This window comes from Sphingomonas sp. dw_22, from assembly GCF_018449795.1.
Classification (GTDB): domain Bacteria; phylum Pseudomonadota; class Alphaproteobacteria; order Sphingomonadales; family Sphingomonadaceae; genus Sphingomonas.
The window spans coordinates 121,327-144,819 of sequence record NZ_JAAVVE010000003.1 but is presented as its reverse complement, the minus strand read 5'-3'; the positions used below and the strand labels follow the sequence as shown (position 1 = coordinate 144,819).

At 68.7% G+C, this 23,493-nt stretch carries 27 protein-coding genes and 1 tRNA gene; 15 read left to right on the top strand and 13 right to left on the bottom strand.

What is annotated here, in order from left to right:
- The first annotated feature begins 71 nt into the window (after window positions 1-71).
- The 5 genes from HB724_RS02540 (at window position 72) to HB724_RS02520 (ending at window position 6,040) form a co-directional block, all read left to right on the top strand.
- Complete coding sequence (locus HB724_RS02540) at window positions 72-1,223, top strand: serine hydrolase domain-containing protein (protein WP_213979323.1); 1,152 nt, start codon at window positions 72-74, stop codon at window positions 1,221-1,223.
- 475 nt (window positions 1,224-1,698) lie between these two features.
- The gene (locus HB724_RS02535; RefSeq protein ID WP_213979349.1) at window positions 1,699-2,409 is read left to right on the top strand and encodes a response regulator transcription factor; all 711 of its coding nucleotides are present in this window, start codon (window positions 1,699-1,701) and stop codon (window positions 2,407-2,409) included.
- Window positions 2,410-2,414: 5 nt separating this feature from the next.
- A complete protein-coding gene (locus HB724_RS02530; RefSeq protein ID WP_213979348.1) occupies window positions 2,415-3,719 on the top strand; it encodes an ATP-binding protein in 1,305 nt (434 codons plus the stop codon).
- 114 nt (window positions 3,720-3,833) lie between these two features.
- Window positions 3,834-4,529 (top strand): carbonic anhydrase, encoded by a 696-nt coding sequence (locus HB724_RS02525; protein ID WP_213979322.1) that lies wholly within the window; start codon window positions 3,834-3,836, stop codon window positions 4,527-4,529.
- Window positions 4,526-6,040 (top strand): SulP family inorganic anion transporter, encoded by a 1,515-nt coding sequence (locus HB724_RS02520; protein ID WP_213979321.1) that lies wholly within the window; start codon window positions 4,526-4,528, stop codon window positions 6,038-6,040. The genes HB724_RS02525 and HB724_RS02520 overlap by 4 nt, the downstream gene beginning before the upstream one ends.
- 251 nt (window positions 6,041-6,291) lie before the next feature.
- Here the strand turns inward: HB724_RS02520 and HB724_RS02515 are convergent, their stop codons facing one another.
- From HB724_RS02515 to HB724_RS02505, 3 genes are all read right to left on the bottom strand, one after another.
- Window positions 6,292-7,677: a PAS domain-containing protein gene (locus HB724_RS02515; protein WP_213979320.1), complete on the bottom strand. Its 1,386-nt coding sequence runs from the start codon at window positions 7,675-7,677 to the stop codon at window positions 6,292-6,294.
- A 209-nt stretch (window positions 7,678-7,886) separates the two neighbouring features.
- Window positions 7,887-7,963 (bottom strand) — tRNA-Arg (locus HB724_RS02510).
- A 35-nt stretch (window positions 7,964-7,998) separates the two neighbouring features.
- Window positions 7,999-8,448, bottom strand: a complete 450-nt coding sequence (locus HB724_RS02505) for a helix-turn-helix transcriptional regulator (RefSeq protein ID WP_256731270.1) — start codon at window positions 8,446-8,448, stop codon at window positions 7,999-8,001.
- A gap of 75 nt (window positions 8,449-8,523) precedes the next feature.
- On the opposite strand from HB724_RS02505, the gene HB724_RS02500 reads away from it, so the two are divergent.
- Window positions 8,524-8,805 carry a hypothetical protein gene (locus HB724_RS02500; protein ID WP_213979318.1) on the top strand — a complete coding sequence of 94 codons (282 nt, stop codon included), beginning with the start codon at window positions 8,524-8,526 and terminating at the stop codon, window positions 8,803-8,805.
- Between the two features lie 35 nt (window positions 8,806-8,840).
- On the opposite strand, the gene HB724_RS02495 is transcribed toward HB724_RS02500, so the two are convergent.
- Genes HB724_RS02495 through HB724_RS02480 form a run of 4 tightly spaced genes read right to left on the bottom strand, consistent with a single transcriptional unit; the run spans window position 8,841 to window position 11,123 of the window.
- On the bottom strand, window positions 8,841-9,269 hold the full coding sequence (locus tag HB724_RS02495; protein WP_213979317.1) for a DUF1178 family protein: 429 nt from the start codon (window positions 9,267-9,269) through the stop codon (window positions 8,841-8,843).
- Entirely contained in the window at window positions 9,266-10,090 is an 825-nt protein-coding gene (locus HB724_RS02490) for a carbon-nitrogen hydrolase family protein (protein ID WP_213979316.1), read from the bottom strand. The genes HB724_RS02495 and HB724_RS02490 overlap by 4 nt, the downstream gene beginning before the upstream one ends.
- Entirely contained in the window at window positions 10,087-10,344 is a 258-nt protein-coding gene (grxC, locus tag HB724_RS02485; RefSeq protein WP_213979315.1) for a glutaredoxin 3, read from the bottom strand. The genes HB724_RS02490 and grxC overlap by 4 nt, the downstream gene beginning before the upstream one ends.
- Window positions 10,345-10,391: 47 nt before the next feature.
- On the bottom strand, window positions 10,392-11,123 hold the full coding sequence (locus HB724_RS02480) for a ComF family protein (RefSeq protein ID WP_213979314.1): 732 nt from the start codon (window positions 11,121-11,123) through the stop codon (window positions 10,392-10,394).
- 43 nt (window positions 11,124-11,166) lie between these two features.
- On the opposite strand from HB724_RS02480, the gene HB724_RS02475 reads away from it, so the two are divergent.
- Window positions 11,167-12,006, top strand: a complete 840-nt coding sequence (locus tag HB724_RS02475) for a methyltransferase domain-containing protein (protein WP_213979313.1) — start codon at window positions 11,167-11,169, stop codon at window positions 12,004-12,006.
- Between the two features lie 27 nt (window positions 12,007-12,033).
- On the opposite strand, the gene HB724_RS02470 is transcribed toward HB724_RS02475, so the two are convergent.
- Window positions 12,034-12,444, bottom strand: a complete 411-nt coding sequence (locus tag HB724_RS02470) for an NUDIX domain-containing protein (protein WP_213979312.1) — start codon at window positions 12,442-12,444, stop codon at window positions 12,034-12,036.
- Between the two features lie 57 nt (window positions 12,445-12,501).
- Between HB724_RS02470 and HB724_RS02465 the strand changes: the two genes are divergently transcribed.
- From HB724_RS02465 to HB724_RS02455, 3 genes are all read left to right on the top strand, one after another.
- Window positions 12,502-12,684 (top strand): Flp family type IVb pilin, encoded by a 183-nt coding sequence (locus HB724_RS02465; RefSeq protein WP_213979311.1) that lies wholly within the window; start codon window positions 12,502-12,504, stop codon window positions 12,682-12,684.
- A 139-nt stretch (window positions 12,685-12,823) separates the two neighbouring features.
- Window positions 12,824-12,988, top strand: coding sequence for a Flp family type IVb pilin (locus HB724_RS02460; protein WP_213979310.1), 165 nt, complete (start codon window positions 12,824-12,826; stop codon window positions 12,986-12,988).
- Window positions 12,989-13,100: 112 nt separating this feature from the next.
- Entirely contained in the window at window positions 13,101-13,763 is a 663-nt protein-coding gene (locus HB724_RS02455) for an HAD-IA family hydrolase (protein WP_213979309.1), read from the top strand.
- Window positions 13,764-13,859: 96 nt separating this feature from the next.
- On the opposite strand, the gene HB724_RS02450 is transcribed toward HB724_RS02455, so the two are convergent.
- The 4 genes from HB724_RS02450 to HB724_RS02435 form a co-directional block, all read right to left on the bottom strand.
- Window positions 13,860-14,807: an acetyl-CoA carboxylase carboxyltransferase subunit alpha gene (locus HB724_RS02450; protein WP_213979308.1), complete on the bottom strand. Its 948-nt coding sequence runs from the start codon at window positions 14,805-14,807 to the stop codon at window positions 13,860-13,862.
- Between the two features lie 188 nt (window positions 14,808-14,995).
- Window positions 14,996-15,913, bottom strand: coding sequence for a tyrosine-type recombinase/integrase (locus tag HB724_RS02445; RefSeq protein ID WP_213979307.1), 918 nt, complete (start codon window positions 15,911-15,913; stop codon window positions 14,996-14,998).
- The gene (locus tag HB724_RS02440; RefSeq protein WP_256731269.1) at window positions 15,910-17,658 is read right to left on the bottom strand and encodes a hypothetical protein; all 1,749 of its coding nucleotides are present in this window, start codon (window positions 17,656-17,658) and stop codon (window positions 15,910-15,912) included. Before HB724_RS02440 ends, HB724_RS02445 begins: the two co-directional genes overlap by 4 nt.
- 25 nt (window positions 17,659-17,683) lie before the next feature.
- A complete protein-coding gene (locus HB724_RS02435) occupies window positions 17,684-17,821 on the bottom strand; it encodes a hypothetical protein (protein ID WP_213979306.1) in 138 nt (45 codons plus the stop codon).
- Between the two features lie 83 nt (window positions 17,822-17,904).
- On the opposite strand from HB724_RS02435, the gene HB724_RS02430 reads away from it, so the two are divergent.
- From HB724_RS02430 to HB724_RS02410, 5 genes are read left to right on the top strand one after another with little or no spacing between them, the layout of a single operon-like run.
- Window positions 17,905-18,435 carry a shikimate kinase gene (locus HB724_RS02430; RefSeq protein ID WP_346344650.1) on the top strand — a complete coding sequence of 177 codons (531 nt, stop codon included), beginning with the start codon at window positions 17,905-17,907 and terminating at the stop codon, window positions 18,433-18,435.
- Window positions 18,432-19,520 (top strand): 3-dehydroquinate synthase, encoded by a 1,089-nt coding sequence (aroB, locus tag HB724_RS02425; RefSeq protein WP_213979304.1) that lies wholly within the window; start codon window positions 18,432-18,434, stop codon window positions 19,518-19,520. Before HB724_RS02430 ends, aroB begins: the two co-directional genes overlap by 4 nt.
- Window positions 19,521-19,529: 9 nt before the next feature.
- The gene (locus HB724_RS02420) at window positions 19,530-20,030 is read left to right on the top strand and encodes a helix-turn-helix transcriptional regulator (RefSeq protein ID WP_346344649.1); all 501 of its coding nucleotides are present in this window, start codon (window positions 19,530-19,532) and stop codon (window positions 20,028-20,030) included.
- On the top strand, window positions 20,027-20,431 hold the full coding sequence (locus tag HB724_RS02415) for a VOC family protein (protein ID WP_213979303.1): 405 nt from the start codon (window positions 20,027-20,029) through the stop codon (window positions 20,429-20,431). The genes HB724_RS02420 and HB724_RS02415 overlap by 4 nt, the downstream gene beginning before the upstream one ends.
- 53 nt (window positions 20,432-20,484) lie before the next feature.
- Window positions 20,485-22,356 (top strand): M1 family metallopeptidase, encoded by a 1,872-nt coding sequence (locus HB724_RS02410; protein WP_213979302.1) that lies wholly within the window; start codon window positions 20,485-20,487, stop codon window positions 22,354-22,356.
- A 16-nt stretch (window positions 22,357-22,372) separates the two neighbouring features.
- On the opposite strand, the gene HB724_RS02405 is transcribed toward HB724_RS02410, so the two are convergent.
- Window positions 22,373-23,482 carry a hypothetical protein gene (locus HB724_RS02405; protein ID WP_213979301.1) on the bottom strand — a complete coding sequence of 370 codons (1,110 nt, stop codon included), beginning with the start codon at window positions 23,480-23,482 and terminating at the stop codon, window positions 22,373-22,375.
- Window positions 23,483-23,493 lie beyond the last annotated feature (11 nt).

The following is a 23,493-nucleotide window of genomic DNA, read 5'->3' as shown; positions in this document are numbered from 1 at the left end:
TTTCGAAGGCGATCTGCAATATCCGGGCTATTGGCACGTCACGGCGAACTCGAACGGGAGGCAATATAGGCATGAAGCATTTCCGCCGTCTGGCTTTGTACGGGACGCTGACCATGCTCGTCTCGACCGGTGCGCTCGCCAAGGCGCGGCCGGACGCCGTCGATGCGGCGGCGCGCGCGGCGATGGCGGACACCGGCGCGCGGGGCCTCGCCATCGCGACGATCGACGGCGGCAAGGTGCGGACGGTGCGGACCTGGGGCGCCCGCAATGCCAATGGCGATCCCTTGACGCCGGACACGGTGATGTACGGCGCGTCGTTGACCAAAGCCGTGTTCGGCTATTTCGTGACCCAGCTCGCCGCCGAAAAGCGCCTCGACCTCGACCGGCCCATCGCCACGATGCTGCCGAAACCGCTTCCGGACTATGGCAATCTCGACGCCTATGGCAACTGGGGCGATCTGGCCGGGGACGATCGCTGGCGGGCGATCACGCCGCGCATGGTGCTGAACCATGCCACCGGCTTCGCCAATTTCGCCTATCTCGAGCCGGACGAGAAGCTGCGCATCCATTTCACTCCCGGCACGCGCTATGCCTATTCCGGCGAGGGCATCTCGCTTCTGCAATTCGGCATCGAGCGGGGGCTGGGCCTGGACGTGGAGGCCGAACTGCAGTGCCGCTTCTTCGGCCCGCTCGGGATGACCCGCACCAGCCTGATATGGCAACCGGGTTTCGCGCCGAACATCGCGGACGGATGGGACGAGCAAGGCAAGGCCGAGCCCCATGACGAGCGCAGCCGGGTGCGCGCGGCAGGCTCGATGGACACGACGATCCACGACCTGTCGCTAATGGCGGCGGCGATGGTGCGCGGCTACGGACTGCCCGCGCGCTGGCGCGCCGCCTATGTGAAGGGCACGCTGCCGATCACGACCCGCCAGCAATTCCCGACGCTGCTCCCCGATGCGCGCCCGGCCGAACGGCCGAACGCCTCGGCCGCGCTCGGCGTCCTCGCCTTCACCGGATCTCAGGGGCCGGGATGGCTGAAGGGCGGCCACAACGACACCACGGCCAACACATTGGTGTGCCTGGAACGCGGCCGGCGCTGCGTGCTGATCCTGTCCAACGACGTGCGCGCCGAGCGCGCCTTTCCGGCTCTGGTCCGCGCCGCGCTCGGCGAGACAGGCGTTCCCTATCGTTGGGAGTATCCGGGACTGCCGAGCTATTGACCTCGATAGCCGTCGAATGACCGCAAGTGGATCGTCAGCAGTCGTTCCCTATCCGGTTTATCGGATGCCTGCTGTCCGATCTGGGCATTACGAACTCGTGTGAGGTTTCGCTAACCGGCGCTCCATTGACCACGATGCGCTTGAGAGGCGGCGCAGGGACGAGCCCACCTGTTTCAGCACCGTATCCCGCATCTCCGCCGTGCGATGCGAACGCACCGTCGCAGTGATGTCCGCCAGCATCGCATCCATCGCCGTCGCTCATGGCCCAATCCTTTGCCCGGACGGCCAATTCTCTCATGGCAGGCGAATATCGGCAACTGTTGCATTCCCGGCCGGTTCGATCCCCTCATCGCAAACCCGACGGACGAACTTTCGTGACAAAACATTGCTGCACCGCCGCAAACAGCCACGCCGCGTTGACCCTGCGGAAACGGGAACCTACCTCCCCTCTCGCATGTATTTGACCGACCCTCCGATGACCCAGCCTTCCATCGTCCTGGTCGAAGACGACCCTGCGCTGCGCACCCTCACCACGCGCGCCCTGCAGGAGCATGGCTATACCGTGCGCCCCGCCTCGTCCGCGCCCGAGATGTGGCTCGCGCTCGATCAGGGACCGGCCGATCTCGTCCTGCTCGACATCATGCTGCCCGGCACCAGCGGCATCGATCTGTGCCGCGCGATCCGCCAGAAGAGCGAGATCCCGATCATCTTCATCTCGGCCAAGGGCAGCGAGACCGATCGCGTCGTCGGGCTGGAGCTGGGCGCCGACGATTATATCGCCAAGCCCTTCGGCACGCGCGAGCTGGTCGCCCGCGTCCGCGCCGTGCTCCGCCGCGGCGGCGCCGAGCGCCAGCCGGCCGAGCGCCCGCGCGGCACGCTCCAGTTCGACGGCTGGACCGTCGTCCTCCCCCGCCGCGAGCTGCTTTCCCCCACCGGCGCGGTCGTCGAACTCACCGGCGCCGAGTTCGACCTGCTCGTGGCGCTGTGCGACCATGCCGGCCGCGTCATCGCCCGCGAACGGCTGATCGAGCTGTCGCGCACCCGCCTGGGCGACAGCTCGGATCGCAGCGTCGACGTGCTGGTCAGCCGCCTGCGCCGCAAGCTCTCCAATGCCGGCAAGGGCGCGCCGATCATCACCGTGCGCGGCGTCGGCTATATGCTCAACGTGCCGGTCACGCGCGATTGAGCGGCCTGTTCCGCGCGCCTTTGGGGCTGATCGGCCGGGTCTTCGCGATCCTGCTGCTCACCATTCTGATCGAGTTCGCTGTCAGCACTGTCCTCTACGAGCGCGCCAGCCATTTCTCCGTCCGTGACGACGAGGCGCGCCGCCTGGCCGAGCATCTGGTGATCTCGCGCAAGATCATGGCCGAGCAGCCGGTCGAACACAGGCCTGCCATGGCCGGCGAGCTCACCACCGATCGCTACGAAGTCCATTGGAAGGCAGCGCAGCCCCAGCTCCCCCCGATCGCGCCGTCGCTCGACCATATCTATCATCAGGTCGTCACCTGGGAGCCGCAACTGGCCGCCACCGATCTGCGCCTGCGGCTCACCTCGCCCGGCCGCCAGGCGGCCATCGTCGGCGGACTGCGCCTGCCGGATCGGAGCTGGCTCTATTTCCGGACGCGCGAGCCGGTCCAGCAGTTGAACCTCGCGACCGAGCGCGTCCTGCTCGCGCTGATCCCGGCGATGGGGCTGATCCTGATCGGCGGCCTGATGGTGCGCCAGATGCTGCTCCCGCTGCGCCGTCTCGCCATCGCCGCCGATCATGTCGGCAGCAACAGCGCGGAGGACGTGCCGGAGGCCGGGCCGGGCGAGGTCCGCCGGGTCGTCCATGCCTTCAACCGGATGCAGGCGCGCATCCGCCGCCTGATCGCCGATCGCACCCAGGCGCTCGCCGCCGTCGGCCACGACATGCGCACGCCGCTCGCCCGCCTGCGCCTGCGCGCCGACGCCATCGCCGATCCCGCGCTGCGCGCCGCGGTCGAGGCCGATGTCGCCGAGATGGAGGCGATGATCGCCTCGGTGCTCGCCTATCTCGGCGGCGAGGGCGAGATCGAGAGGCCGGTCCCCGCCGACCTCGCCGTGCTCTGCGCCACCCTGTGCGACGAACGGGCCGACCTCGGCGACGCGGTCGAATATGCCGGGCCGCGGCACCTCGAAATGACGCTCCGCCCGATGGCGATGAAGCGCGCGATCGTGAACCTGGTCGAGAATGCGCTCCACCATGCCGATACTGTCTGCGTCCGCCTGATCGAGGAGGAAGCGCGCGTGCTGGTCCGCGTCGAGGATGACGGCCCCGGCATCCCCGAGGAATCGATGGAACAGGTGCTCCAGCCCTTCTTCCGCCTCGACACCGCCCGCACCCGCGACACGGTCGGCTTCGGCCTGGGCCTGCCGATCGTCGTGCGCGTGGCGGAGGCCGAGGGCGGCAGTTTCACCCTCGCCAATCGCCCCGAAGGCGGCCTCTGCGCCGAAATCGCCCTGCCGCGCGGCTGATCGCGGCAGGCGCAATCATTCCTTACAAAACTGCTGCACTGCGGCAAAGCCGGCTTCGTATCTAGCTCGTCCAGGCACGCGCGTACCCGCGCGCCGGACAAGGAGCATGTTCAAGTGAACGAACTGATCGGACGCGTATTCAGCTTCGAAAAGCAGGTCTTCCCGCTGCAAAGCGCGCTCTATTCGAAGCTCGTCGCCGATGGGCAGAGCCCCACGGCATTGATGATCTCCTGCGCGGATTCGCGCGTCGTCCCCGAGCATATCATGCAGGCCCAGGCCGGCGACCTGTTCGTCTGCCGCAACGCGGGCAACATCGTCCCGCCCTTCTCGACCCAGAATGGCGGCGTCTCCTCGACGGTCGAATATGCCGTCGCGGCGCTCGGCGTGCGCGACATCATCGTCTGCGGCCATTCGGATTGCGGCGCGATGCAGGCACTGATGGACCCTGCCAGCCTGACGGACATGCCCAACGTCGCCGCATGGCTGCGCCACAGCCACGCCGCCCATGCGGTGGTCAAACAGGGCTATCCCGAGCTCACCAGCGACGAGGCGGTCCGCGCCGCCAGCCTGGAGAATGTCGTCGTCCAGCTCGCCCATCTGCGCACCCATCCCTCGGTCGCCGCCGGCATCGCGCGCGGCGAGATCGCGCTGCACGGCTGGTTCGTCGATATCAGCGCGGGCGTGATGCTCGGCCTCGACGGCGTCACCGGCCGCTTCATGACGATCCGCGAGGATCGCCCGCTCCCGGTCGCCCTCCCCGCCGCACGGCGCGTCGCCACCGATTTCGAATATGCGGAGGCGGCGGAATGAGCCTGCTCGACCGAATCCCATCGCCCAAGGTGATCGGCCGCGACTTCACCGCGTCGATCGTCGTCTTCCTGGTCGCGATGCCGCTCTGCATGGGCATCGCCGTCGCATCGGGCATGCCGCCCGAAAAGGGCATCCTCACCGGCATCATCGGCGGCATTGTCGTCGGCGCGCTCGCCGGCTCGCCGCTCCAGGTCAGCGGCCCCGCCGCCGGCCTGGCGGTGATCGTGTTCGAGCTGGTCCGCGCCCAGGGTCTGTCGGCGCTCGGGCCGATCCTCGTCCTTGCCGGACTGATCCAGCTCGTCGCCGGCATCGCCCGGGTCGGCGGCTGGTTCCGCGCGATCTCGCCCGCCGTCGTCCACGGCATGCTCGCCGGCATCGGCATATTGATCGTCGTCGGCCAGTTCCACGTGCTGTTTGACGCCAAGCCGCTCCCCAGCGGCCTGGAGAATCTCGCCGCCATGCCCGCCCGCCTGCTCGGCATCTCGCCGACCAGCATCGCGGGGGCCGAGCTCGCATTGTTCGTCGGCCTGCTCACCATCGCCGTGATGCTCGGCTGGGAGCGGTTCCGCCCGCAGGCGCTGCGCCTCGTCCCCGGCGCGCTGATCGGCGTCGTCGCCGCCACTCTGGTCGCCTGGGGCTTCGGCCTGGGCGTCGCCCATGTCGAGGTGCCCGAGTCGATCGCCGCCGCGATCACCCTCCCCGGCGCCGACATGTTCGCCCGCTGGCTCGATCCCACCGTGATCGGCGCCGCCATCGCCATTGCCTTCATCGCCAGCGCCGAGACTCTGCTCTCCGCCGCCGCGGTGGACCGGATGCACGACGGCGTGCGCACCAACTACAACAAGGAGCTGCGCGCCCAGGGCATCGGCAATTTGCTGTGCGGCGCGGTCGGCGCGCTGCCGATGACCGGCGTCATCGTCCGCAGCTCGGCCAACGTCCAGGCGGGCGCCACCACGCGCCTCTCGGCGATCCTCCACGGCGTCTGGATCCTCGGCTTCGTCGCACTGCTGCCCTGGCTGCTGCGCGAGATCCCGATGGCCGCGCTCGGCGCCGTGCTGGTCGTCACCGGCTGGAGACTCGTCAACCTCCACCACGCCCGCCATCTCTTCCACCATTATGGCATGCTCCCCGCCGCGATCTGGGCGGTGACCCTCGTGCTGGTGGTGGCCGAAGACCTGCTCACCGGCGTCCTGGTCGGCCTGGCGCTGTCGCTGCTCGAGCTGATCCCCAATGCCCGGCGCCTGCGCCTCAAGGTCGATCAGCACAGCGATGACGAGGGCCACACGATCCGCCTCACCGGCACCGCGACCTTCGTCACCCTGCCCAAGCTCTCCGACACGCTGGAGGCGGCGCCGCACGGGGCGCGGGTGCGGCTCGAACTCTCCAACCTCGCCGCGGTCGACCATAGCTGCGCCGAGCTGCTCAAGGACTGGCTCCAGCGCCGCCGCGCGGCCGGCAACGACGTCGAGCTGAGCGGTGCCACCGGAAAGATGGCAGCGCTCGCGGCCTGAGCCGCAACACTTCCTTACAGAGCCGCAACGCGGAGGCAGCGGCGCCGGGGTACATCGATATCAGTCCCGACCGATCGTTCCCCCGCCGTGAATTGAGAAGCGCAGCGTCCGGGGGCGACGGTCGGGACACCTTTCAGGCGAGGCTGCCGGCGTCCCCCGTCCGCGGCATCGAAAGCGACTGGACCACGACTGGAGGCGCGGGATCTTCTCGATCCCGCGCCCTTTTCGTTGCGTCGGACGCGATGCGGAACTCAGGCTGGAAAGGCGAAGGTCCAGCGCACGCCTTCGGGAAGATATTCCATCGTCCCCTTGCCCTTGAGCGCGCGCGGGACGATCTGCTCGATCACGATGCTGCCGAAGCCCTGCCGCTGCGGCGCCGCGACCGCCGGACCGCCGCTTTCGTGCCAGCATATCCGGATCCGGCGTGCCTCCTCATCGAGCGTCCAATCGATCGTCACGCGCCCGGCATCGCTGCTCAGCGCGCCATATTTCGATGCGTTCGTCGCCAGCTCGTGCAGCGCGAGCCCCAGATGCTGCACGGCGGCGGCATTGAGCATGATCCGCGGCCCCGCCACTTCGACGCGCTCCTGGTCGATCCCGCCGAACGGCTTCAACTGCCCGGCCAGCAGGTCGAGGAGCGGCGTGCCGAACCAATTGTCGCGCACCAGCAGGTCGTTGCACTGGGCCAGCGCGGTCAGCCGCAGCGCGAGCCGGGCGTGATAATCGGCGATGTCCACCGTCTGCCCCACCGTCTGCCGCGCGATGGCGATGACGACGCTCAACAGGTTCTTGCTGCGATGGGAAAGCTCTTCGGCGATGAACTGGATATGCTCCTCGCGGCGCTTGAGCTCGCCGATGTCGATATGCGTGCCCAGCCAGCGATCCACGCCGCCGCCGGGGCCGTGCAGCGGCACCACCCGCGTCAGATAGGGCCGCTCCTGCCCGTCCCTGCCGCGCAGGGCCATTTCCATCTCGAACCGCTCGCCGGTGGTGACCGACTGGGTCCATTGGCCGCAGCCCTTGTCCGGGCGCAGCACCTTGAACCAGTCCTGCCCCGCGATCTCCCCGGCCGGCAACGCGCTGAACTCCGCCAATTGCCCGTTGAACCAGAAGATCGACCCGTCCGCGTCGCTCATCCACACAAGCTGGGGAATCGAATCCGCCAGCGTGCGGAACTGCTGCTCGCTGGCCTGGAGCGCCATCTCGGCCTGCTTGCGCCGGGTGATCTCCATCGCGGCGACATTGACGCCGACGATCTCGCCGTTCGGATCGCGCATCGGGTGCCAATAGGTGATCCAGGAGCGGTCGATCGTGTCGCCGGGATTCTGGCCGGCCACCTCGATGCCCGTCACCGGCTCGCCGGTCTCGACGATCGTGTGGACAATCGCCTCGACCGCGTCGGCCAGCGCCGGCACGCACTCGCGCACCGTGTGGCCGAGATGCCCCTCCACCGAAATGCCGCAGATTTCCGTCAGATGCTGGTTGATCCGCAGATAGCGGCAATCGAGCGACAGATAGGCAAGGCCGATCGGCGCCGTATCGTACAGGAACTGCAACGACGGCTCATGGGGAGGATCGAGCGCTACCGTCACCGATTTCCGGTACACGTCCCCCGTATGCGCCAAGTTGTTCGACAACGGCTACTCCCACGCACTGGCAGCAAACAAACCGTCACCGATCCTATCGGCAAATCAAGCTGCTGTCTCTCTCCTAATTTACTGGCTTCTGCTTGATGCCGCGTAAATTCGCGCTCGCGAGATCTGTCCGACAACCGGATGAAACCGGCTACATGTCGCGCCGCGCGCGAAGACGTAGGGGAAACCCTCGATCGCGAACGGAAGCGAATTGGTGGCCCGGAGAGGATTCGAACCTCCGACCTCTCGATTAGGAATCGCTTGCTCTATCCTGCTGAGCTACCGGGCCACGCGGCGATTTCGTAGGTTCGGGCGCCTTTGCGGTCAATCGGCAACGCGCGGCTGCGCATTATCTTCAGAACCCATGGAATCGCGAAGCTGGACAAGGCCGGCCGGCAGGCGCCTGGCCAGGGCGCGGGCGAGATCGGCCAAAGGCATGTTCCGGTCGAGCGGCCGCAACAGGTCTTCGAACATCCGCGTCAGCGCGTCTTCGGCAGGCAGCGCCACCTGCATCGAGACGAACTGCATTGCCGGCGCCTCGACACGGGGCGCATAGAAACCCTTGCCCGGCGTCGGATCGTCGGTCTCGCCGAGCAGATATTCCGGCGTGGTCTGGAGCGTGCGGGCCAATCGGACGAGGTGCGCGGTGTTGTGCGTCTCGCCCTTCACGATCTTTCCGACGGCCTGCTGCGAGATGCCCAGCGCGCGAGCCACCGCGGCTTGACTCGTTCCCAGCTCTGAAATGCGTGCCGCAACGCGATCGCCCCGGATCATGGGACCACCCTAGGAGACGGCCCGCGCTGCGGTAGGGAAATCTGGTTGCAGCGAATCAACAACTATGGTTGTTATATGGGCAATTCGGCCATTCCCCACGCTTGGACATCCGCCATGAATCCCAGGTTGATCGAGCTTCTTCGCGAATATTGGATTCTCACTGCCGAGTTCGATCACAGCGTCGATCAGGCAGGGCAGCAAAGAGGCGCCAGTATCCGGATGGTCGAGGACGAGATCGGCAAGATCGCGATCGTGGAGAATCGCTGCTCCTTCTGTCTCGCCGATCTAGCCGATGCCGACCCGGCGAAAATCAGGGACGGCATCTGCGGGAAGTGCATCGCGGAAGAGACGCGCTGAGCCGCGGCAACGCGGCCGCTACGCCGTCGGACAGGTCAATTGCAAGCCTCGGGCGGCACGATCGGCACCAGCAGCGGTGCGACCGGCACGCCCTCCTCCACCAGCGCCTGCGCCTCGTCCGCCGTGGTCTGGCCGTGGATCGGCGCCTGCGGGGTCTCGCCCAGATGCATCGCCCGCGCCTTGTCGGCAAAGGCGGTGCCGACCCATTGCGACTTTTCGAGCATCTTCGTCTGCATCTCGGCGATCGCCGCCATCGCGGCCTTCACCGCTTGCGGAGCGACCGGCGCCGACTGGTTGCCCTTCGCCGCGACATTGGGCGCCATCACGGCCTTGCCCACATCGCCGTCGCCGCACATCGGGCATTGGATCAGCCCGCCCGCGCGCTGCGTCTCATAGGCGTCGCTCGATCCGAACCACGCCTCGAACACATGACCGGTGCCGCATTTCAGGTCGAAGACGATCACAATATTTCCGCCGCAGGGATCGCCCGGCGATGCCGGAGCACCGGCACCCGCGCCCGCGCCGCTTCCACGCGTGCCTGGTCGATCTCGGCAAAGCCCAGTCCAGCCGGCTCGCTCATGTCGAGCAGCACTTCGCCCCAGGGATCGACCACCAGCGAATGCCCATAGGTCGCACGGCCGTCCTCATGCTCGCCCGTCTGCGCCGCCGAGATCACGAAGGCCGCCGCCTCGACCGCCCGCGCGCGCTGGAGCACGTGCCAATGCGCCGCGCCGGTGGGGCGGGTGAAGGCCGCCGGCATCGCCAGGATCGTCGCCCCGGCATCGCTCAGCGTGCGGAACAGGTCCGGGAAGCGCAGATCATAGCAGATCGCCATGCCCAGCACGCCCAGCGGCGTCTGCACCGTCACCGCGCGCTCGCCGGCAGTGTAGCTGTTCGATTCGCGCCAGCTCTCGCCGGTCGGCAGGTCGACGTCGAACAGGTGCATCTTGTCATAGGTCGCGCGGATCGCGCCCGAATCGTCGATCACATAGCCGCGATTGGCGAGTTTGCCGTCGTCGCGCAGCACCGCGAGGCTGCCCAGATGCACCCAGATGCCCTGCTTCGCCGCCGCCTCGCGCACGGCCGCCAGCACCCGGTCCTCATCCTCGCGCACCAGAGATCCCGCCGCGCGGTTGCGGTCGCTGTCGAGCAGCCCCGACATTTCCGGCGTGAACAGCATCGCCGCCCCGCCCGCCTTGGCCTGGGCCACGCCTTCCACCAGCGCTCGGGCATTGGCGGCGGGATCGATCCCGCTCGTCATCTGGAGCAGCGCGGCGCGGGTCATGCGGCGAGCAGCGCGTCCAGGCCGCCCTGCCGGTCGAGCGCGGCCAGATCGTCCGATCCGCCGATATGCTCGCCGTCGATGAAGACCTGCGGCACGGTGGTCCGGCCATTGGCGCGCTGGATCATCTCCTCGCGCTTCGGCCCGCCCATGGTGATGTCATATTCCTCATAGGCGACGCCCTTGCCGTCGAGGAGCTGCTTGGCGCGGCTGCAATAGGGGCAGAACGCCTTGGTGTAGATTTCGATTTTGGCCATAACCTCCTCGACTTGTGGTGCGCCCCTGCCCCTGTCAAGCCGGGGGCTCAATCCAAAGCATCGTCTTCGAGGACGCGCGCCCAGCACAACAGGATCACCCGCGCCGCGCCGCCGCGCTTGAGCACGCGCGCGCACGCCTCGCCCGTCGCCCCGCTGGTGTACACGTCGTCGACCAGCACGATCGTCCTGTCCCGCAGCCTGTCCTTCGCCCCAGGCGCCAGCGAGAACGCGCCCGCCACCGCTTTGGCGCGCCCGCGCGGCCCCAGCCCGCGCAGCACCGGCGTCGCCTTCACCCGGCGCAGCAGTTCGGCATCGGCGGGCACGCCGCTCGCCTTCGACAGCCCGTGCGCGATCAGCGCCGCCTGGTTGAACCCGCGCGACCAGATCCGCCAGCGATGCAGCGGCACCGGCACCAGCAGTTCGGCCCCTTCCGGCATCAGCCGCCCCATCGCCCGCGCCATCGTCTCGGCACAGGCCGTGCGCCCCGAATATTTGAGCTTGAGCGCCACGCTCCGCGCGATCTCGCCATAGGCCACCGCCGCGCGCACGCCATCATGCGCCGGCGGCGCATCCATGCACCGTCCGCAGACCGCGTCCCCGCCCCGGTCATAGTCGAACGGCGCATGGCATTTCGCGCACCAGGGCGGCCCCAGGAACCGGAGCTTCCCCCAGCACGCCGCGCAGAAGCGGTGATCGGCCGCGACGATCTCGCCGCATCCCGGGCAGCGCGGCGGCAGCGCGAGATCGGCGAGGCGGGCGAGAGGCGCGAGCGCGTGCATCGCCCGCCTTGTCCCCCGCGCCGCGCCGCTGCACAAGCGCGCCGTGCCCCAGCCCGATTCCCCCTCCGAGATCTTCGACCGCGCGCTCCGCCGCAAGCGCCGCGACCGTGCCGCCCGCGCCTATGAGAGCTTCGTCCGCGATCACATGCTCGAAGGGCTCCATGAGCGGCTGGAGGGCGTGAAGCGCGAATTCCGCGACATACTCGATCTCGGCAGCTTCGACGGCGCCTTCACCCTGCCGGGTGCCAGCATCACCCGCCTCGAAGCCGGCCCCGCCTTCGCCGCCGCCTCGGGCGCGATCCAGGCCGACGAGGACCGCCACCCCTTCCCCGAGGCCAGCTTCGATCTCGTCATTTCGGCGGGGGTGCTCGATTCGGTCAACGACGTGCCCGGCGCGCTCGCCCTCGCCCAGCGCGCGCTGCGCCCCGACGGCCTGTTCCTCGGTGCGTTCCTCGGTGCCGGCACGCTGGCGGCGCTGCGCGCCTCGTTCCTCGCCGCCGAGGCCGATCGCCCCGTCGCACGCTTCCATCCCCAGATCGACGTCCGCGCCGCCGGCGACCTGCTCGGCCGCGCCGGCTTCGCGCTGCCCGTGGCGGACGTCGAGACGCTTGCGGTGCGCTATGCCGGCCTGCCCAACCTGATCCGCGACCTGCGCGGCATGGCCGCCACCAACCTGCTGCCCGGCGCCCCGCCGCTCAGCCGTGCCACACTGCTCGCCGCCGCCGAGCAGTTCGCCGGGCGCGCCGATCCGGACGGCCGCACCACCGAACGCTTCGAGATCGTCTATCTAACCGGCTGGGCGCCCGACCCCTCGCAGCCCCAGCCAGCCCGCCGTGGCAGCGCCACCGCCTCGCTGGCGGAAGCGCTGAAGCCGAAGCCTTAACGCCCTATCCCCTCCGGGGAGAGGGAGTCAGACCAGCCGCTCCAGCAGCCCGATCAACGGCGCGTCCGCCGGCGGCATCGCCAGTCCCCGCAACTCCCCCGGCTGCAGCCATTGCAGCGCGCTGGCGTGCCGGGCCTCGGGCTCGCCCTGCCAGTCGCGCGCCAGATAGAGCAGCAGCAACAGGTGCCGCGCCCCCAGCCCCTCGCTCGCGAAGACCGCAGGCGTCAGCCTGTCCGCCGCCAGCGCAACGCCCAGTTCCTCGTGGATCTCGCGGATCAGCGCCGCCTCGGGCAGTTCGCCGGGCTCCACCTTCCCACCGGGAAACTCCCACAGCCCGGCCATCGGCTTGCCCTCGGGCCGCTGCTGCACCAGCACGCGGCCCTGCCCGTCGATCATCGCCGCGGCGACCACCAGCAAAATCGGGGATTCGCTAAGCACTCGGTAATCTCTTTCCTAATATGGGTAGGGACACGTCCTGCAGGAGATCCGGCTTCGATGCGAGCCCCGGCCCATTTTGTACGCGCGCTGATCGGCGACCGGAAAGGCGCGACCGCCATCGAATATGGCCTGATCCTCGCGCTGATCGTGATCGTGATGATGGCCGCGCTCATCAATCTGGCCGGCGTCACCAATGCGATGTGGAGCGATGTCAGCGACAAGGTCCAGGCCGCGCACTGACGGGCAAATACATAACGGTCTCGTAACGTCTCGGTTTAGGCGTTTCTTTACTTCCCACCCCTAGTCTCAGCGATACCGTCCCGGGAGCTTCTCGGGCCGGTCGGTGAATGAAGCACTTTCTGGGACGATGGAGACCGGTATGCAGAAGATTCGTAACTTCCTGAAGAACTCCAAGGGCGCCACCGCGATCGAGTACGGCCTGATCGCCGCGCTGATCGCCGTCGCCGCCATCGCTGCGATGAACGGTCTGGGCAATCAGCTCACCAAGACCTTCAACAACGTGACGTCGAACATGAAGTCGTAAGACTTCCTGAACGGATGACGAGGGCGGCGGAGCTTCGGTTCCGCCGCCCTTTTCGTATCTGGCGCCCTTGGCGGGATTGTCCGCTCCCCGCCCGGAGCCTAAGCGGATGGCGATGACCGCTCCCTTTGCCGAACGCCGCTTCGCCGCCTTCCTGTTCGACATGGACGGGACGATCCTCAGCTCGATCGCCGCCGCCGAGCGCGTCTGGACCGCCTGGGCCGAGCGCTACGGCCTCGACGTCCAGACCTTCCTCCCGACGATCCACGGCGTCCGCGCGGTCGAGACGATCCGCAATCTCGCGCTCCCCGGCGTCGATGCCGAGGCCGAGGCGGCGGCGCTGACGCTGGCGGAGATCGCGGACGTCGCCGGGATAGACGCGATCGCCGGCACCGCCGCCTTCCTGGGCGCGCTCCCTCCCGATCGCTGGGCGATCGTCACCTCGGCGCCCCGCGTGCTGGCGCTCCGCCGCGTCGAGGCCGCCGGGCTGCCGATGCCCGCCACGCTGATCACCGCCGACGATGTGACGCACGGCAAGCCCGCGCCCGATTGCTTCCTGCTCGCCGCCGAGCGGCTGGGCCAGCCGATCGCAGAATGCCTGGTGTTCGAGGACACTCCCGCCGGCATCGCCGCGGCCGAAGCTGCGGGCGCCAGCGTGATGGTCGTCACCGCGATGCACCACCGGCCGCTGGAGACGCGGCACCCGCGTATCGCCGATTATGCGGCGCTACGCGTCACGCCTGCCGAGACCGGCGCACTGTTGCTGAGCGACTTATAGCCCTCTCCCTCTGGGAGAGGGTTGGGTGAGGGTTAAGTGCGACACACTCTCGATCGCACGTTCACACAACTCTCCCGCAAGCGGGAGAGGAAAACCTCAAACCCGCCCCATCGCCAGGAACTTCGCCCGCCGCGCCTGCCGCAGCGATTCGCCCGAAAGCCCCTGCATCCCGTCCAGCGCCTGCGCGATCGCGTCGCCCAGCGCCTGCACCGCCACGCCCGGCGCCCGGTGCGCGCCGCCCAGCGGCTCGGGGACGATCCGGTCGATCACCCCCAGCTCCTTCAGATGCTGCGCGGTCACCTTCATCGCCTCGGCGGCATCGGGCGCCTTGTCGGCGGTGCGCCACAGGATCGAGGCGCAGCCTTCGGGCGAGATCACCGAATAGACCGCATGCTCCATCATCAGCACCTGGTTGCCCGCCGCCAGCGCCACCGCGCCGCCCGATCCGCCCTCGCCCAGGATCGATGCGACCAGCGGCACGCCCAGGTTGAGGCATTGCTCGGTCGAGCGCGCGATCGCCTCGGCCTGGCCGCGCTCCTCGGCCTGCACGCCCGGAAACGCGCCCGAAGTGTCGACCAGCGTAATCACCGGCAGGCCGAACCGGTCGGCAAGCTGCATCAGCCGGATCGCCTTGCGATAGCCTTCAGGCTTGCCCATGCCGAAATTATGCTTGAGCCGGCTGGCGGTATCGTCGCCCTTCTCATGGCCGATCACCATCACCCGGCGCCCGCGGAAACGCCCCAGCCCGCCGATGATCGCAGCGTCGTCGGCAAAGGCGCGGTCGCCGCCCAGCGGCATGAAATCCTCGATCAGCCCGGCGACATAATGCCTGAAATGCGGCCGCTCGGGATGGCGCGCCACCTGGGTCTTCTGCCACGGCGTCAGCCGGGCATAGGTGTCCTGCAGCAGCTTATCGGATTTCGCCTGGAGCGGCCCGATCTCCGCGTCGATGTTCACATCGCCGCCCTGGGCGGTATTGCGCAGCTCGTCGATCCGGCTCTGGAGCTCGGCGATCGGTTTCTCGAAGTCGAGGAACGTGGTCATGCGCAGGCGGCTACGCCGGGCCGCGCTTCACGTCAACGCATGGCCCTGATCCTCCCCGGCACGGGGAGGGGGACCGCCGCCGAAGGCGGTGGTGGAGGGGGAGTGCCACAAGCGATTCCCCTCATGGAGAGCCCCTCCACCAGCCTGCGGCTGGTCCCCCTCCCCGTGCCGGGGAGGATCAAGAAATATTACCCCCGCTTTTCCAGCGCCTCGCCCAGCGGGTGCCGCTGGTTGACCAGCTCGACCAGCCGCTTGCTGTCGACATGGGTGTAGATCTCGGTCGTCGCGATATCGGCATGGCCCAGCATCGCCTGGAGCGCGCGCAGGTCCGCGCCGCCCTCCAGCAGGTGCGTCGCAAAGGCATGGCGCAGCACGTGCGGGCTCACCCGATCGGGCGGAATCCCGGCCTCTCCGGCAAGCGCGCGGATAAGCTGGTAGAGCCGCACGCGCGAGAGATGCCCCTTGCCCGAGGGGAACAGCCACGCCCGATCGCTCGCGACATGCTCGCGCCACACCGCCACCGCCGCCCGCGCGCGATCCGAGATCGGCACCAGCCGCTCGCGCCCGCCCTTGCCCTTGAGGATCAGGTACGGCCGGTCGGGATGGATGGCGTTGCGGGGCAGCGAGACCAGCTCGGTCGCGCGCAGCCCCGATCCATAGAGCAACTCCACCAGCGCCGCGAGCCGCAGGTCGCGCGGATCAGCGGGAATGCGCGCCTGCCGCTCGGCGATCGCCGCGAACATGCGCTCGACATCCTCGATGCTCAGCACCTTGGGCAGCGCCCGCGCCGTCCCCGGCCGGGGCAGCGCACCGCCGGGATCGTCGCTCCGCAAACCCTCATCGGCCAGGAAGGCGAAGAAGCGCCGCAGCGCCGCCGACTTCCGCGCCACGGTGGATCGCGCCAGCGCCTGCCACTCGCCGCCCAGCCGCTCCAGATCCGCCGCGCCCGCCGCGCCCAGCCGCCCCTCCAGCGTCCCGGAGGCGATCCGCAGGTCGGTCTCGTAAGCCGCGATGGTATTGGCCGCCGCGCCGGCCTCGGCCTGCATCATCTCCAGGAAGCGCTCGATCAGGGCGCGGTCGTCGAAATTGGCGTCGAAGCTGGTCAAGCTGTCCGCGTGACCGCCTCTATGGCGATCATCCGCGCATAATTGCCCATCCCCGCCGCGCGCATCGCCGCGACGATGTGGAACAGCGCCTCGGGCGTCACATAGTCCCAGTTGGGCGCCTGCATCCCCACCGCGGCGAGCAGCGCCACCATGCCGGGATCGCCACGCCGCCCGGCCGCGTCGATCGCGCTGGTCCAGGCGTTGGCGCCGCCGATCCGCACGTCCGCCGCCTGTGCCCCGCGCTGGGCATCGGACGGGCTCAGCCTGCCGAGCCCGGCGAGCCCCGCCAGCAGCATCTGCGCCTTGCGCGGGCTTGCCGCGCCGCGATAGCCTTCGAAATCGCCATAGGAGACCGGGCTCGTCGCCGGATCGGCCAGCGCCAGCAACGCCCAGCCCTCGCTGCCGGACTTGACCGCGCCGCGCCATTCCATCGCCGGGCCGTCATAGCCGGCCGAGAGCATCGACGCGATCAGCCGGTCAGGCACCGAAACATTGCTGCTCGCCGGAATCCACGACGCCGCCCGCGCGGTCAGGATCAGGCGGGCATATTGCGTGCGCGGCGTCGTCGCCTCGTCCCACAGCCCCTGGATCGCCTTCACCCGGCCGCCGACATCGCCGTCGGTATAGGCGGTGCGCAGGTCGCGCGCGATGCCGGCCTCGGGGCCGTTCGCCTCGCTGTCGGCATCGATCTCGCCATAGAGGTCGACCAGACCGGCATTGGAGAAGACCCCCGAAGTCGCCGCCAGCTCCGCCGCCTGCGCGCGCGCGGCCGGCGCGATCGAGGGCGACAATGCCTGCCAATAGCGGACCTGCGGCCCCGCAGTCGCATAAAGCTCGGCCGGTACCTCGACTCCCGTCGCGGTCGCCAGTCCCCAGCGCCATGCGGTCAGCCGGGTCACCCCTGCCCATTCGATCGTCACCGCCCGCCTGCCCTGCGCGCCGGTGCCCAGCACCTTCTCCGCCAGCAGATTGTCGATGTCGCTCGCGCTCGTCCCCTGCCGCGCGGCGCCGAGCAGCTGCCCCGCCTCGCTCGGCTTGCCCGCCAGCCCCTTGCACATCGCCTGGGCGAGCGCCCAGCCGCGCTGGTGGATGATCGCCGCGCCATCGTCGGCGATCGGGCAGAAGGCAGCGGGATCGCCCGTCGCCAGCCCGGCCTGCATCGCGACCTGATAGAGCAGGGTCGTATAATTGTCGGTATCGACGTCGTTGACCACTGCCCGCGCCGCCGTCGCCTCGCCCATCCGCAGCAGCACCCAGGCGCGCTCGGCGGCGAAGTCCGCGCCGTTGATATGGCTCGGCGTGTCGAGCGGCGACATCAGCGCGCGCCGCAGCACGATCGATGCCCAGCGCGACGCGATCGGCGCATTCAACCGCCGCAGCAGCGTGCCGAGCACCCGGCCGTCGGCGGCGCCGAACGCATCCGCCGGAAACGCCGCATTGCCCGCCGCGAACGCGCCGACGCGCGCCAGCGAGTGCCTGGCATAATCGGGCAGCTCATATTGCGAGAGGTCGATCGGCGCGGGCGCCGCTTCCTGCGCATTGCCCAGATCGGCCACGTTGCCGATCGCAAGGTCGTCCGGCAGCGGCGCGGCGACCACCGGCGGCGGCGCAACTGCCTCGGCAGGCCGCGAAGGCGCCGGCACGGGAGCGGGAGTCGGCGCGGGCTGGTCGAATCCGGGCGGCAGCAGCGATTCGGGCTTATCCTGCTGCCCGATCGCCGGCATCGCGACGCCGGCCAGCAGCAATCCCGTCAGTGCGAGCCGCGAAGCCCTAGTTGGTGAGATTTTCAAGCGGGACCACCTTCTCCATGCGGACCGGCTCCTTCTCGCTGCTGCGTCCGGCCAGGACGAACAGGCCGCCCACCAGGACGACCAAGACGACGATCAACGCAACGAGCGAACGGGGCATGATTTGGTCCGTGGAAGAGTGACTGCGCGGGCCTTTTGCCCGAGACCCGGCCACGCTGTATAGCCCTTCGCACAATGTTACAAATGCATGCGAACGCAAATGGCTGGACGGGCAAGCCGATCGTCCTGATCGGGCTTATGGGGGCTGGCAAGTCCACCGTGGGCCGTCGTCTGGCGCACCGCATGAACCTGCCTTTCGTCGATGCCGACACCGAGATCGAGACCGCGGCCGGCATGACGATCGCCGACATATTCCAGCGTTTCGGCGAACCGCACTTCCGGGACGGCGAACGGAGAGTCATCGCCCGGCTGATCGACGGCACGCCCAAGGTGATCGCCACCGGCGGCGGCGCCTTCCTCAACGAAGGCACCCGCAAGCTGATTCTCGATCATGCGCTGGCAGTATGGCTCGACGCCGAGCCGTCGGTTCTCGCCGAGCGCGTCCGCAAGCGCGACACCCGCCCGCTGCTGCGCGATCGCGACCCGGAAGAGGTGCTCACCGAGCTCGCCAAGGTCCGCAATCCCTTCTACGCGCTTGCGCCGATCCGCGTCGTCAGCATAGCAGCGCCGCACGACGCCACCGTCGATGCGATCCTGAAGGCCATTCATCCGTGACAATCGTCCCCGTCGCGCTCGGCGCGCGCAGCTATGACGTCCGCATCGAGGCGGGGCTCCTCGCCCGCGCCGGCGAGCATCTCGCCCCGCTCGCCAAGGGCCGCCGCTTCGTCATCGTCACCGACGAGAATCTGCGCCCCCACCTCGCCACGCTCCAGGCCGCGCTGGGCGCCGGCAGCGAAGCGATCGTCCTGCCCCCGGGTGAAGGCACCAAGAGCTGGGCGCAGCTCGAATCGCTCACCGACAAGCTGCTCGATCTCGGCGTCGAGCGCAGCGACCATGTGATCGCATTGGGCGGCGGGGTGATCGGCGATCTGGTCGGCTTCGCGACGAGCATCCTCAAGCGCGGCTGCAACTTCATCCAGATGCCGACCACCCTGCTCGCCCAGGTCGATTCGTCGGTAGGCGGCAAGACCGCGATCAACAGCCGCGCCGGCAAGAACCTGATCGGCGCCTTCCACCAGCCCGCTTTGGTCCTGATCGATCCGCAGGTGCTCGACACCCTCCCGCCCCGCGAGCTGCGCGCCGGCTATGCCGAGGTCGTGAAATACGGCCTGATCGACGATTTCGCCTTTTTCGAATGGTGCGAGGCCAATGCCGCCGCGCTACTCGCCGGAGACCCGGCCGCGCGCGAGCATGCGATCGCCCATTCGGTATCCGCCAAGGCCCGCATCGTCGCGGAGGACGAGCGCGAGACGACGGGCAAGCGCGCCCTCCTCAATCTCGGCCACACCTTCGGCCATGCGCTGGAGGCCGAGACCGGCTTCTCCTCCAGGCTCCTCCACGGCGAGGGCGTAGCCGCCGGCATGGCCCTCGCCTTCGGCTTCTCCGCGCGCAAGGGCCTCTGCCCCGGCCAGGACGCCGAGCGCGTCGCCGCCCATCTCCGCGCCATCGGCCTGCCCGACGGCCTCGCAGCGGCCGGCGTCACCGCCAGCGGCGCGCGGCTGGTCGAGCACATGCTCCACGACAAGAAGATGGCCGCCGGCACCCTCCCCTTCCTGCTCGCGCACGGCATCGGGAAGACCTATCTCGACAAGACGGTGGATCTGACAGAGGTCGCCGCCTTCCTCGACGCGCGGCCCTGAACCCCGGCCGTGGCAGCTGAACGCGGAGGTACAGGCCAGGATCCCGAGCTTCTGCGCCGCCTGCTGCGCGCCAGGGACCGGATGGACGCCGCCTCGCACGAGGCGTGGACCGTGCCGCGGCTGGCGCGCGTGAGCGGAGTCTCGGAGGCTCATTTCGCGCGATCGTTCAGACAGGCCTTCGGCATGCCGCCGCACCGCTACCTGCTCACGCGGCGGATCGAGCGGGCCACGGCATTCCTGCGGGAGACCGACCTGTCCATCACCGAGATCGCGTTCGCGACCGGCTGGAACAGCCTTGGAACGTTCGGGCGCACCTTCCGCGACATCACGGGCGAAAGCCCGCACGCCTTGCGCGCGCGGGAGAAATCCGCCCCGCACCAGCCCGGGCGCGTGCCGGCCTGCATCCTGAGCGCCGCCCATCGGCCCGATCTCAACATAGCAGTTTCGGAGAAGCGGCGGCAGGAAGCGGGCGATAATAGGAGCGTGTCCCAGGAAAAGGAGGTTCCATGAGCCAGGGTGTCGCAACTATCGGTATCTATGTCCGCGATCAGGACGAAGCGCTTGCATTCTACGTCGAGAAGCTGGGTTTCCGCGTCCACACCGATGCGCGAAACGGCGATTATCGCTGGCTCACGGTGCAGCATCCGGACCAGCCCTCCCTCCAGCTCGGCCTGTTCGTGCCACAGCCGCCGACGGTGGACGCGGCGACCGCGCAGACCCTGCGCGAGCTTGTGGCAAAGGGCGCGATGCCGCCGCTCGTGCTCGCCGTCGACGATTGCCGTGCCGCCTATGACCGGATGCACGCTGGCGGCGTGGAGTTCACGCAGGAGCCGATCGAGCGTTATGGCAGCGTCGACGCCGGTTTCCGCGATCCCTCGGGGAATGGATGGAAAATGATCCAGGCACGATGACCGGCGATTGGGGAGCGGTTGCCGTCCGGCCGCGATCGGCATAGCAGCACGTCATGAATATCCTCCTCCCGGCCCTTGCCGCGCTCATGACCACCAGCTCCGCCCTCGCCCAGACCGCGCCCGTCGCCCCGATCCTCACCGCTCCGGAGGCGAAGGACGTCTGGACCCATGCCCGGCCCGAGATCGCCCGCGTCACCCATGTCGATCTCGCCCTGCGCGCCGATTTCGCCGCGAAGACCATGTCCGGCACCGCGAGGCTCGACATCCTCGCCGCGCCGGGCGCGAAGGAGATCGTCCTCGACGCCGACGATCTCGACATCGCCGCGATCACCGATGCCGCCGGCAAGCCCCTGCCCTTCACGCTCGGCGAACGCGACAAGGAGCTGGGCTCCGCGCTCACCATCCAGCTTAACGGCGCCCAGCGGATCATCATCCGATACAGCTCGAAGCCCGGCGCTTCGGCACTGCAATGGCTCGCGCCCGAGCTCACCGCCGGCAAGGCCAGGCCCTATCTCTTCAGCCAGGGCCAGCCGATCAACAACCGCAGCTGGATCCCCACCCAGGACAGCCCCGGCATCCGCCAGACCTGGTCGGCGGCGATCACCGTCCCCGCCGATCTGGTCGCGGTGATGAGCGGCGAGCGCATCGACGGCGCGAAAGGCACGCCCGCCGGCCCCGGCTGGCAGACCTTCCATTTCCGGATGGACAAGCCCGTCCCGCCCTATCTGATCGCGCTCGCGGTCGGCGATCTCGCCTTCAAGGCCACCGGCCCCCGCTCGGGCGTCTGGACCGAGCCCTCGCAGCTCGACGCCGCCGCGCACGAAGTCGGCGATGTCGAGAAGATGATCGACGCCGCCCAGGCGCTCTACGGCCCCTATCGCTGGGGTCGCTACGACATGCTCGTCCTGCCGCCCAGCTTCCCCTTCGGCGGGATGGAGAACCCCACCCTCACCTTCCTCACCCCCACGATCGTCACCGGCGACCGTTCGAACACCGATGTCGTCGCGCACGAGCTCGCGCATAGCTGGTCGGGCAACCTCGTGACCAACGCCACCTGGTCGGATAGCTGGCTCAACGAGGGCTTCACCACCTATTTCGAGAACCGCATCATGGAGGCGGTCTACGGCCCCGATCGCGCCGCCATCTATGCCGATCTCGACTGGGACGGCCTGAACAAGGACATCACCGAGGCCGGTGGCGCCGACGCCCCCACCACCCGCCTCCACGGCGATCCCGGCGCCACCGCCGGCCAGCTCGACTATTTCAAGGGCTCGACCTTCCTGCGCACGATCGAGCGCGCCGTCGGCCGCGCGCGCTGGGACGCGTATCTCAAATCCTATTTCGATCGCCACGCCTTCCAGCCCCAGACGACCGCCGGCTTCCTGGCGGACCTGCGCGCCAACCTCATCAAGGGCGACGCGGCGCTGGAGGCGAAGCTCCAGCTCGATCGCTGGGCCTATCAGCCGGGGCTGCCCGACAATGCAGTACACATCCCGTCCGCCACGCTTGCCGCGGTCGATGCCAGGCTGGCGACGGTCAAGGCCGGCGGTCCCGTTTCCGCCGTCCAGCCGCAGGGCTGGAGCACCCAGCAATGGCTCCGCTTCCTGAATGGCCTGCCCCGCCAGCAGAGCCCGGAGCGCCTAAAGGAACTGGACGAGACGCTCGGCCTGTCCGCCTCCAGCAACGCCTATGTCCGCTCCGCCTGGGCCGAGCTCGCCATCGCCAACCGCTACGATCCCGCGATCCCCTCGATCCGCGCTTTCGCTACGAGTGTCGGCCGCGGCCTGCTCATCTATCCGGTCTATCGCGGGCTGATGGCGCAGGGCGATTGGGGCAAACCGATCGCCCGCCAGCTCTACAAAGCGGCCAAGGCGGGCTATCACCCGACCGTCGCGGCGGGCCTCGCGAAGCTGGTGGCCGAATAATCGGAAGCGCCGCCGCTCAATCGCCGGTCAGCTTCACCCGCACCCGCCCGATCGCCCAGAACGGCTTGTCCTTCATCTTGCCCGTGTAGAGCAGGGTAAAGATCCCATCGCCCTCGGGCACCAGCCCCAGCGGCGTGCGGAGATCCGACGCCCAGTTGCTCGCCTCGGTCGTCTGCACCACCAGCGATCGGCCCTGGTGCCAGTGGATACCGTCCTCGGAGATGCTGTAGCCCACCGAATTGCCTGGATTGGCCGCGATCTCGGGCTGGTTCGGCGCGAAATGATTGGCGTCGTACACGGCGATATAATGTCCGTTGGGCAGGCGGTTCACGATCGGGTTCTCGATGAACAGTCCCTCGATCGGCGAGGGCTGCTCGCTCGGCACGCGAGTCCAGACGCTCGAATCCATGCCTGGCGCCGTCGCGACGCCCACCTGCCAGGGCGCGACCGGGAAATGATTGTGGCTGCCGTGCAGTGCCACCCATTTGTCGCCCACCGGATAGGGGAAGAAGGAATCGAGCCCCTGCTGCCCCTCCCACAGGGCGGCATCCTTGCCGCCAGGCGCCATCGCGACGCCCGCATCCTTGAACGGCCCGTCGATGCCCTCGATCCCCGGCACCTCCGCCACCGCGCGGCGGGCGACGCCTTCGTAATCCATGTTCAGCGCCTCGCCATGCGCTGGGCTACCGCCGCGATAGGCGATGTAGAACAGGTTCCAGCGATCGGTCTTCCTGTCAAAGATCACCGTCTGCATCCAGACCTCGGAGAAGGGATTCTCCGCCGAGCGCCCGGGCTTGCTCCCCATCACCACGCCCTTGCGGGTCCAGTGGATCGCGTCCTTGCTCGTCCAGTGCGCGATGCGCAGGTCGAGATGCGGCCGCCCGAACATCTCGGAGATGAACAGGTGATAGGTGTCGCCCAGCTTCAACGTGAAACCGTTCTCGAACCCCGATTTGTTGCCCGCCAGCCCCGGATCGTCCGGGCCGATCACCGGCGCCTGGCTTTCGTCGATCAGCGTCAGCCGCTCGCCGAAATTGGCGTCGCGCCTGTCCAGCCCGAAATTCTGCGCCGCCGCCGGGGCGGCAAGCACCATCATCGCGCCGAACGCGATCAGACCACGCACCATGTCTTCTCCTC

What these genes read in the sequence shown, in the direction of transcription:
- HB724_RS02490 (WP_213979316.1), bottom strand. Translation starts at nt 10,090, where the DNA reads ATGACCCGCGCCGCGCTGCTCCAGATGACGAGCGGGATCGATCCCGCC.
- HB724_RS02505 (WP_256731270.1), bottom strand. Translation starts at nt 8,448, where the DNA reads ATGATCCGGGGCGATCGCGTTGCGGCACGCATTTCAGAGCTGGGAACG.
- HB724_RS02500 (WP_213979318.1), top strand. Translation starts at nt 8,524, where the DNA reads ATGGGCAATTCGGCCATTCCCCACGCTTGGACATCCGCCATGAATCCC.
- HB724_RS02410 (WP_213979302.1), top strand. Translation starts at nt 20,485, where the DNA reads ATGAATATCCTCCTCCCGGCCCTTGCCGCGCTCATGACCACCAGCTCC.
- HB724_RS02535 (WP_213979349.1), top strand. Translation starts at nt 1,699, where the DNA reads ATGACCCAGCCTTCCATCGTCCTGGTCGAAGACGACCCTGCGCTGCGC.
- HB724_RS02465 (WP_213979311.1), top strand. Translation starts at nt 12,502, where the DNA reads ATGCGAGCCCCGGCCCATTTTGTACGCGCGCTGATCGGCGACCGGAAA.
- HB724_RS02430 (WP_346344650.1), top strand. Translation starts at nt 17,905, where the DNA reads ATGCATGCGAACGCAAATGGCTGGACGGGCAAGCCGATCGTCCTGATC.
- HB724_RS02455 (WP_213979309.1), top strand. Translation starts at nt 13,101, where the DNA reads ATGACCGCTCCCTTTGCCGAACGCCGCTTCGCCGCCTTCCTGTTCGAC.
- HB724_RS02405 (WP_213979301.1), bottom strand. Translation starts at nt 23,482, where the DNA reads ATGGTGCGTGGTCTGATCGCGTTCGGCGCGATGATGGTGCTTGCCGCC.
- HB724_RS02520 (WP_213979321.1), top strand. Translation starts at nt 4,526, where the DNA reads ATGAGCCTGCTCGACCGAATCCCATCGCCCAAGGTGATCGGCCGCGAC.
- HB724_RS02435 (WP_213979306.1), bottom strand. Translation starts at nt 17,821, where the DNA reads ATGCCCCGTTCGCTCGTTGCGTTGATCGTCGTCTTGGTCGTCCTGGTG.
- HB724_RS02460 (WP_213979310.1), top strand. Translation starts at nt 12,824, where the DNA reads ATGCAGAAGATTCGTAACTTCCTGAAGAACTCCAAGGGCGCCACCGCG.
- grxC (WP_213979315.1), bottom strand. Translation starts at nt 10,344, where the DNA reads ATGGCCAAAATCGAAATCTACACCAAGGCGTTCTGCCCCTATTGCAGC.
- HB724_RS02540 (WP_213979323.1), top strand. Translation starts at nt 72, where the DNA reads ATGAAGCATTTCCGCCGTCTGGCTTTGTACGGGACGCTGACCATGCTC.
- HB724_RS02480 (WP_213979314.1), bottom strand. Translation starts at nt 11,123, where the DNA reads ATGCACGCGCTCGCGCCTCTCGCCCGCCTCGCCGATCTCGCGCTGCCG.
- HB724_RS02415 (WP_213979303.1), top strand. Translation starts at nt 20,027, where the DNA reads ATGAGCCAGGGTGTCGCAACTATCGGTATCTATGTCCGCGATCAGGAC.
- HB724_RS02450 (WP_213979308.1), bottom strand. Translation starts at nt 14,807, where the DNA reads ATGACCACGTTCCTCGACTTCGAGAAACCGATCGCCGAGCTCCAGAGC.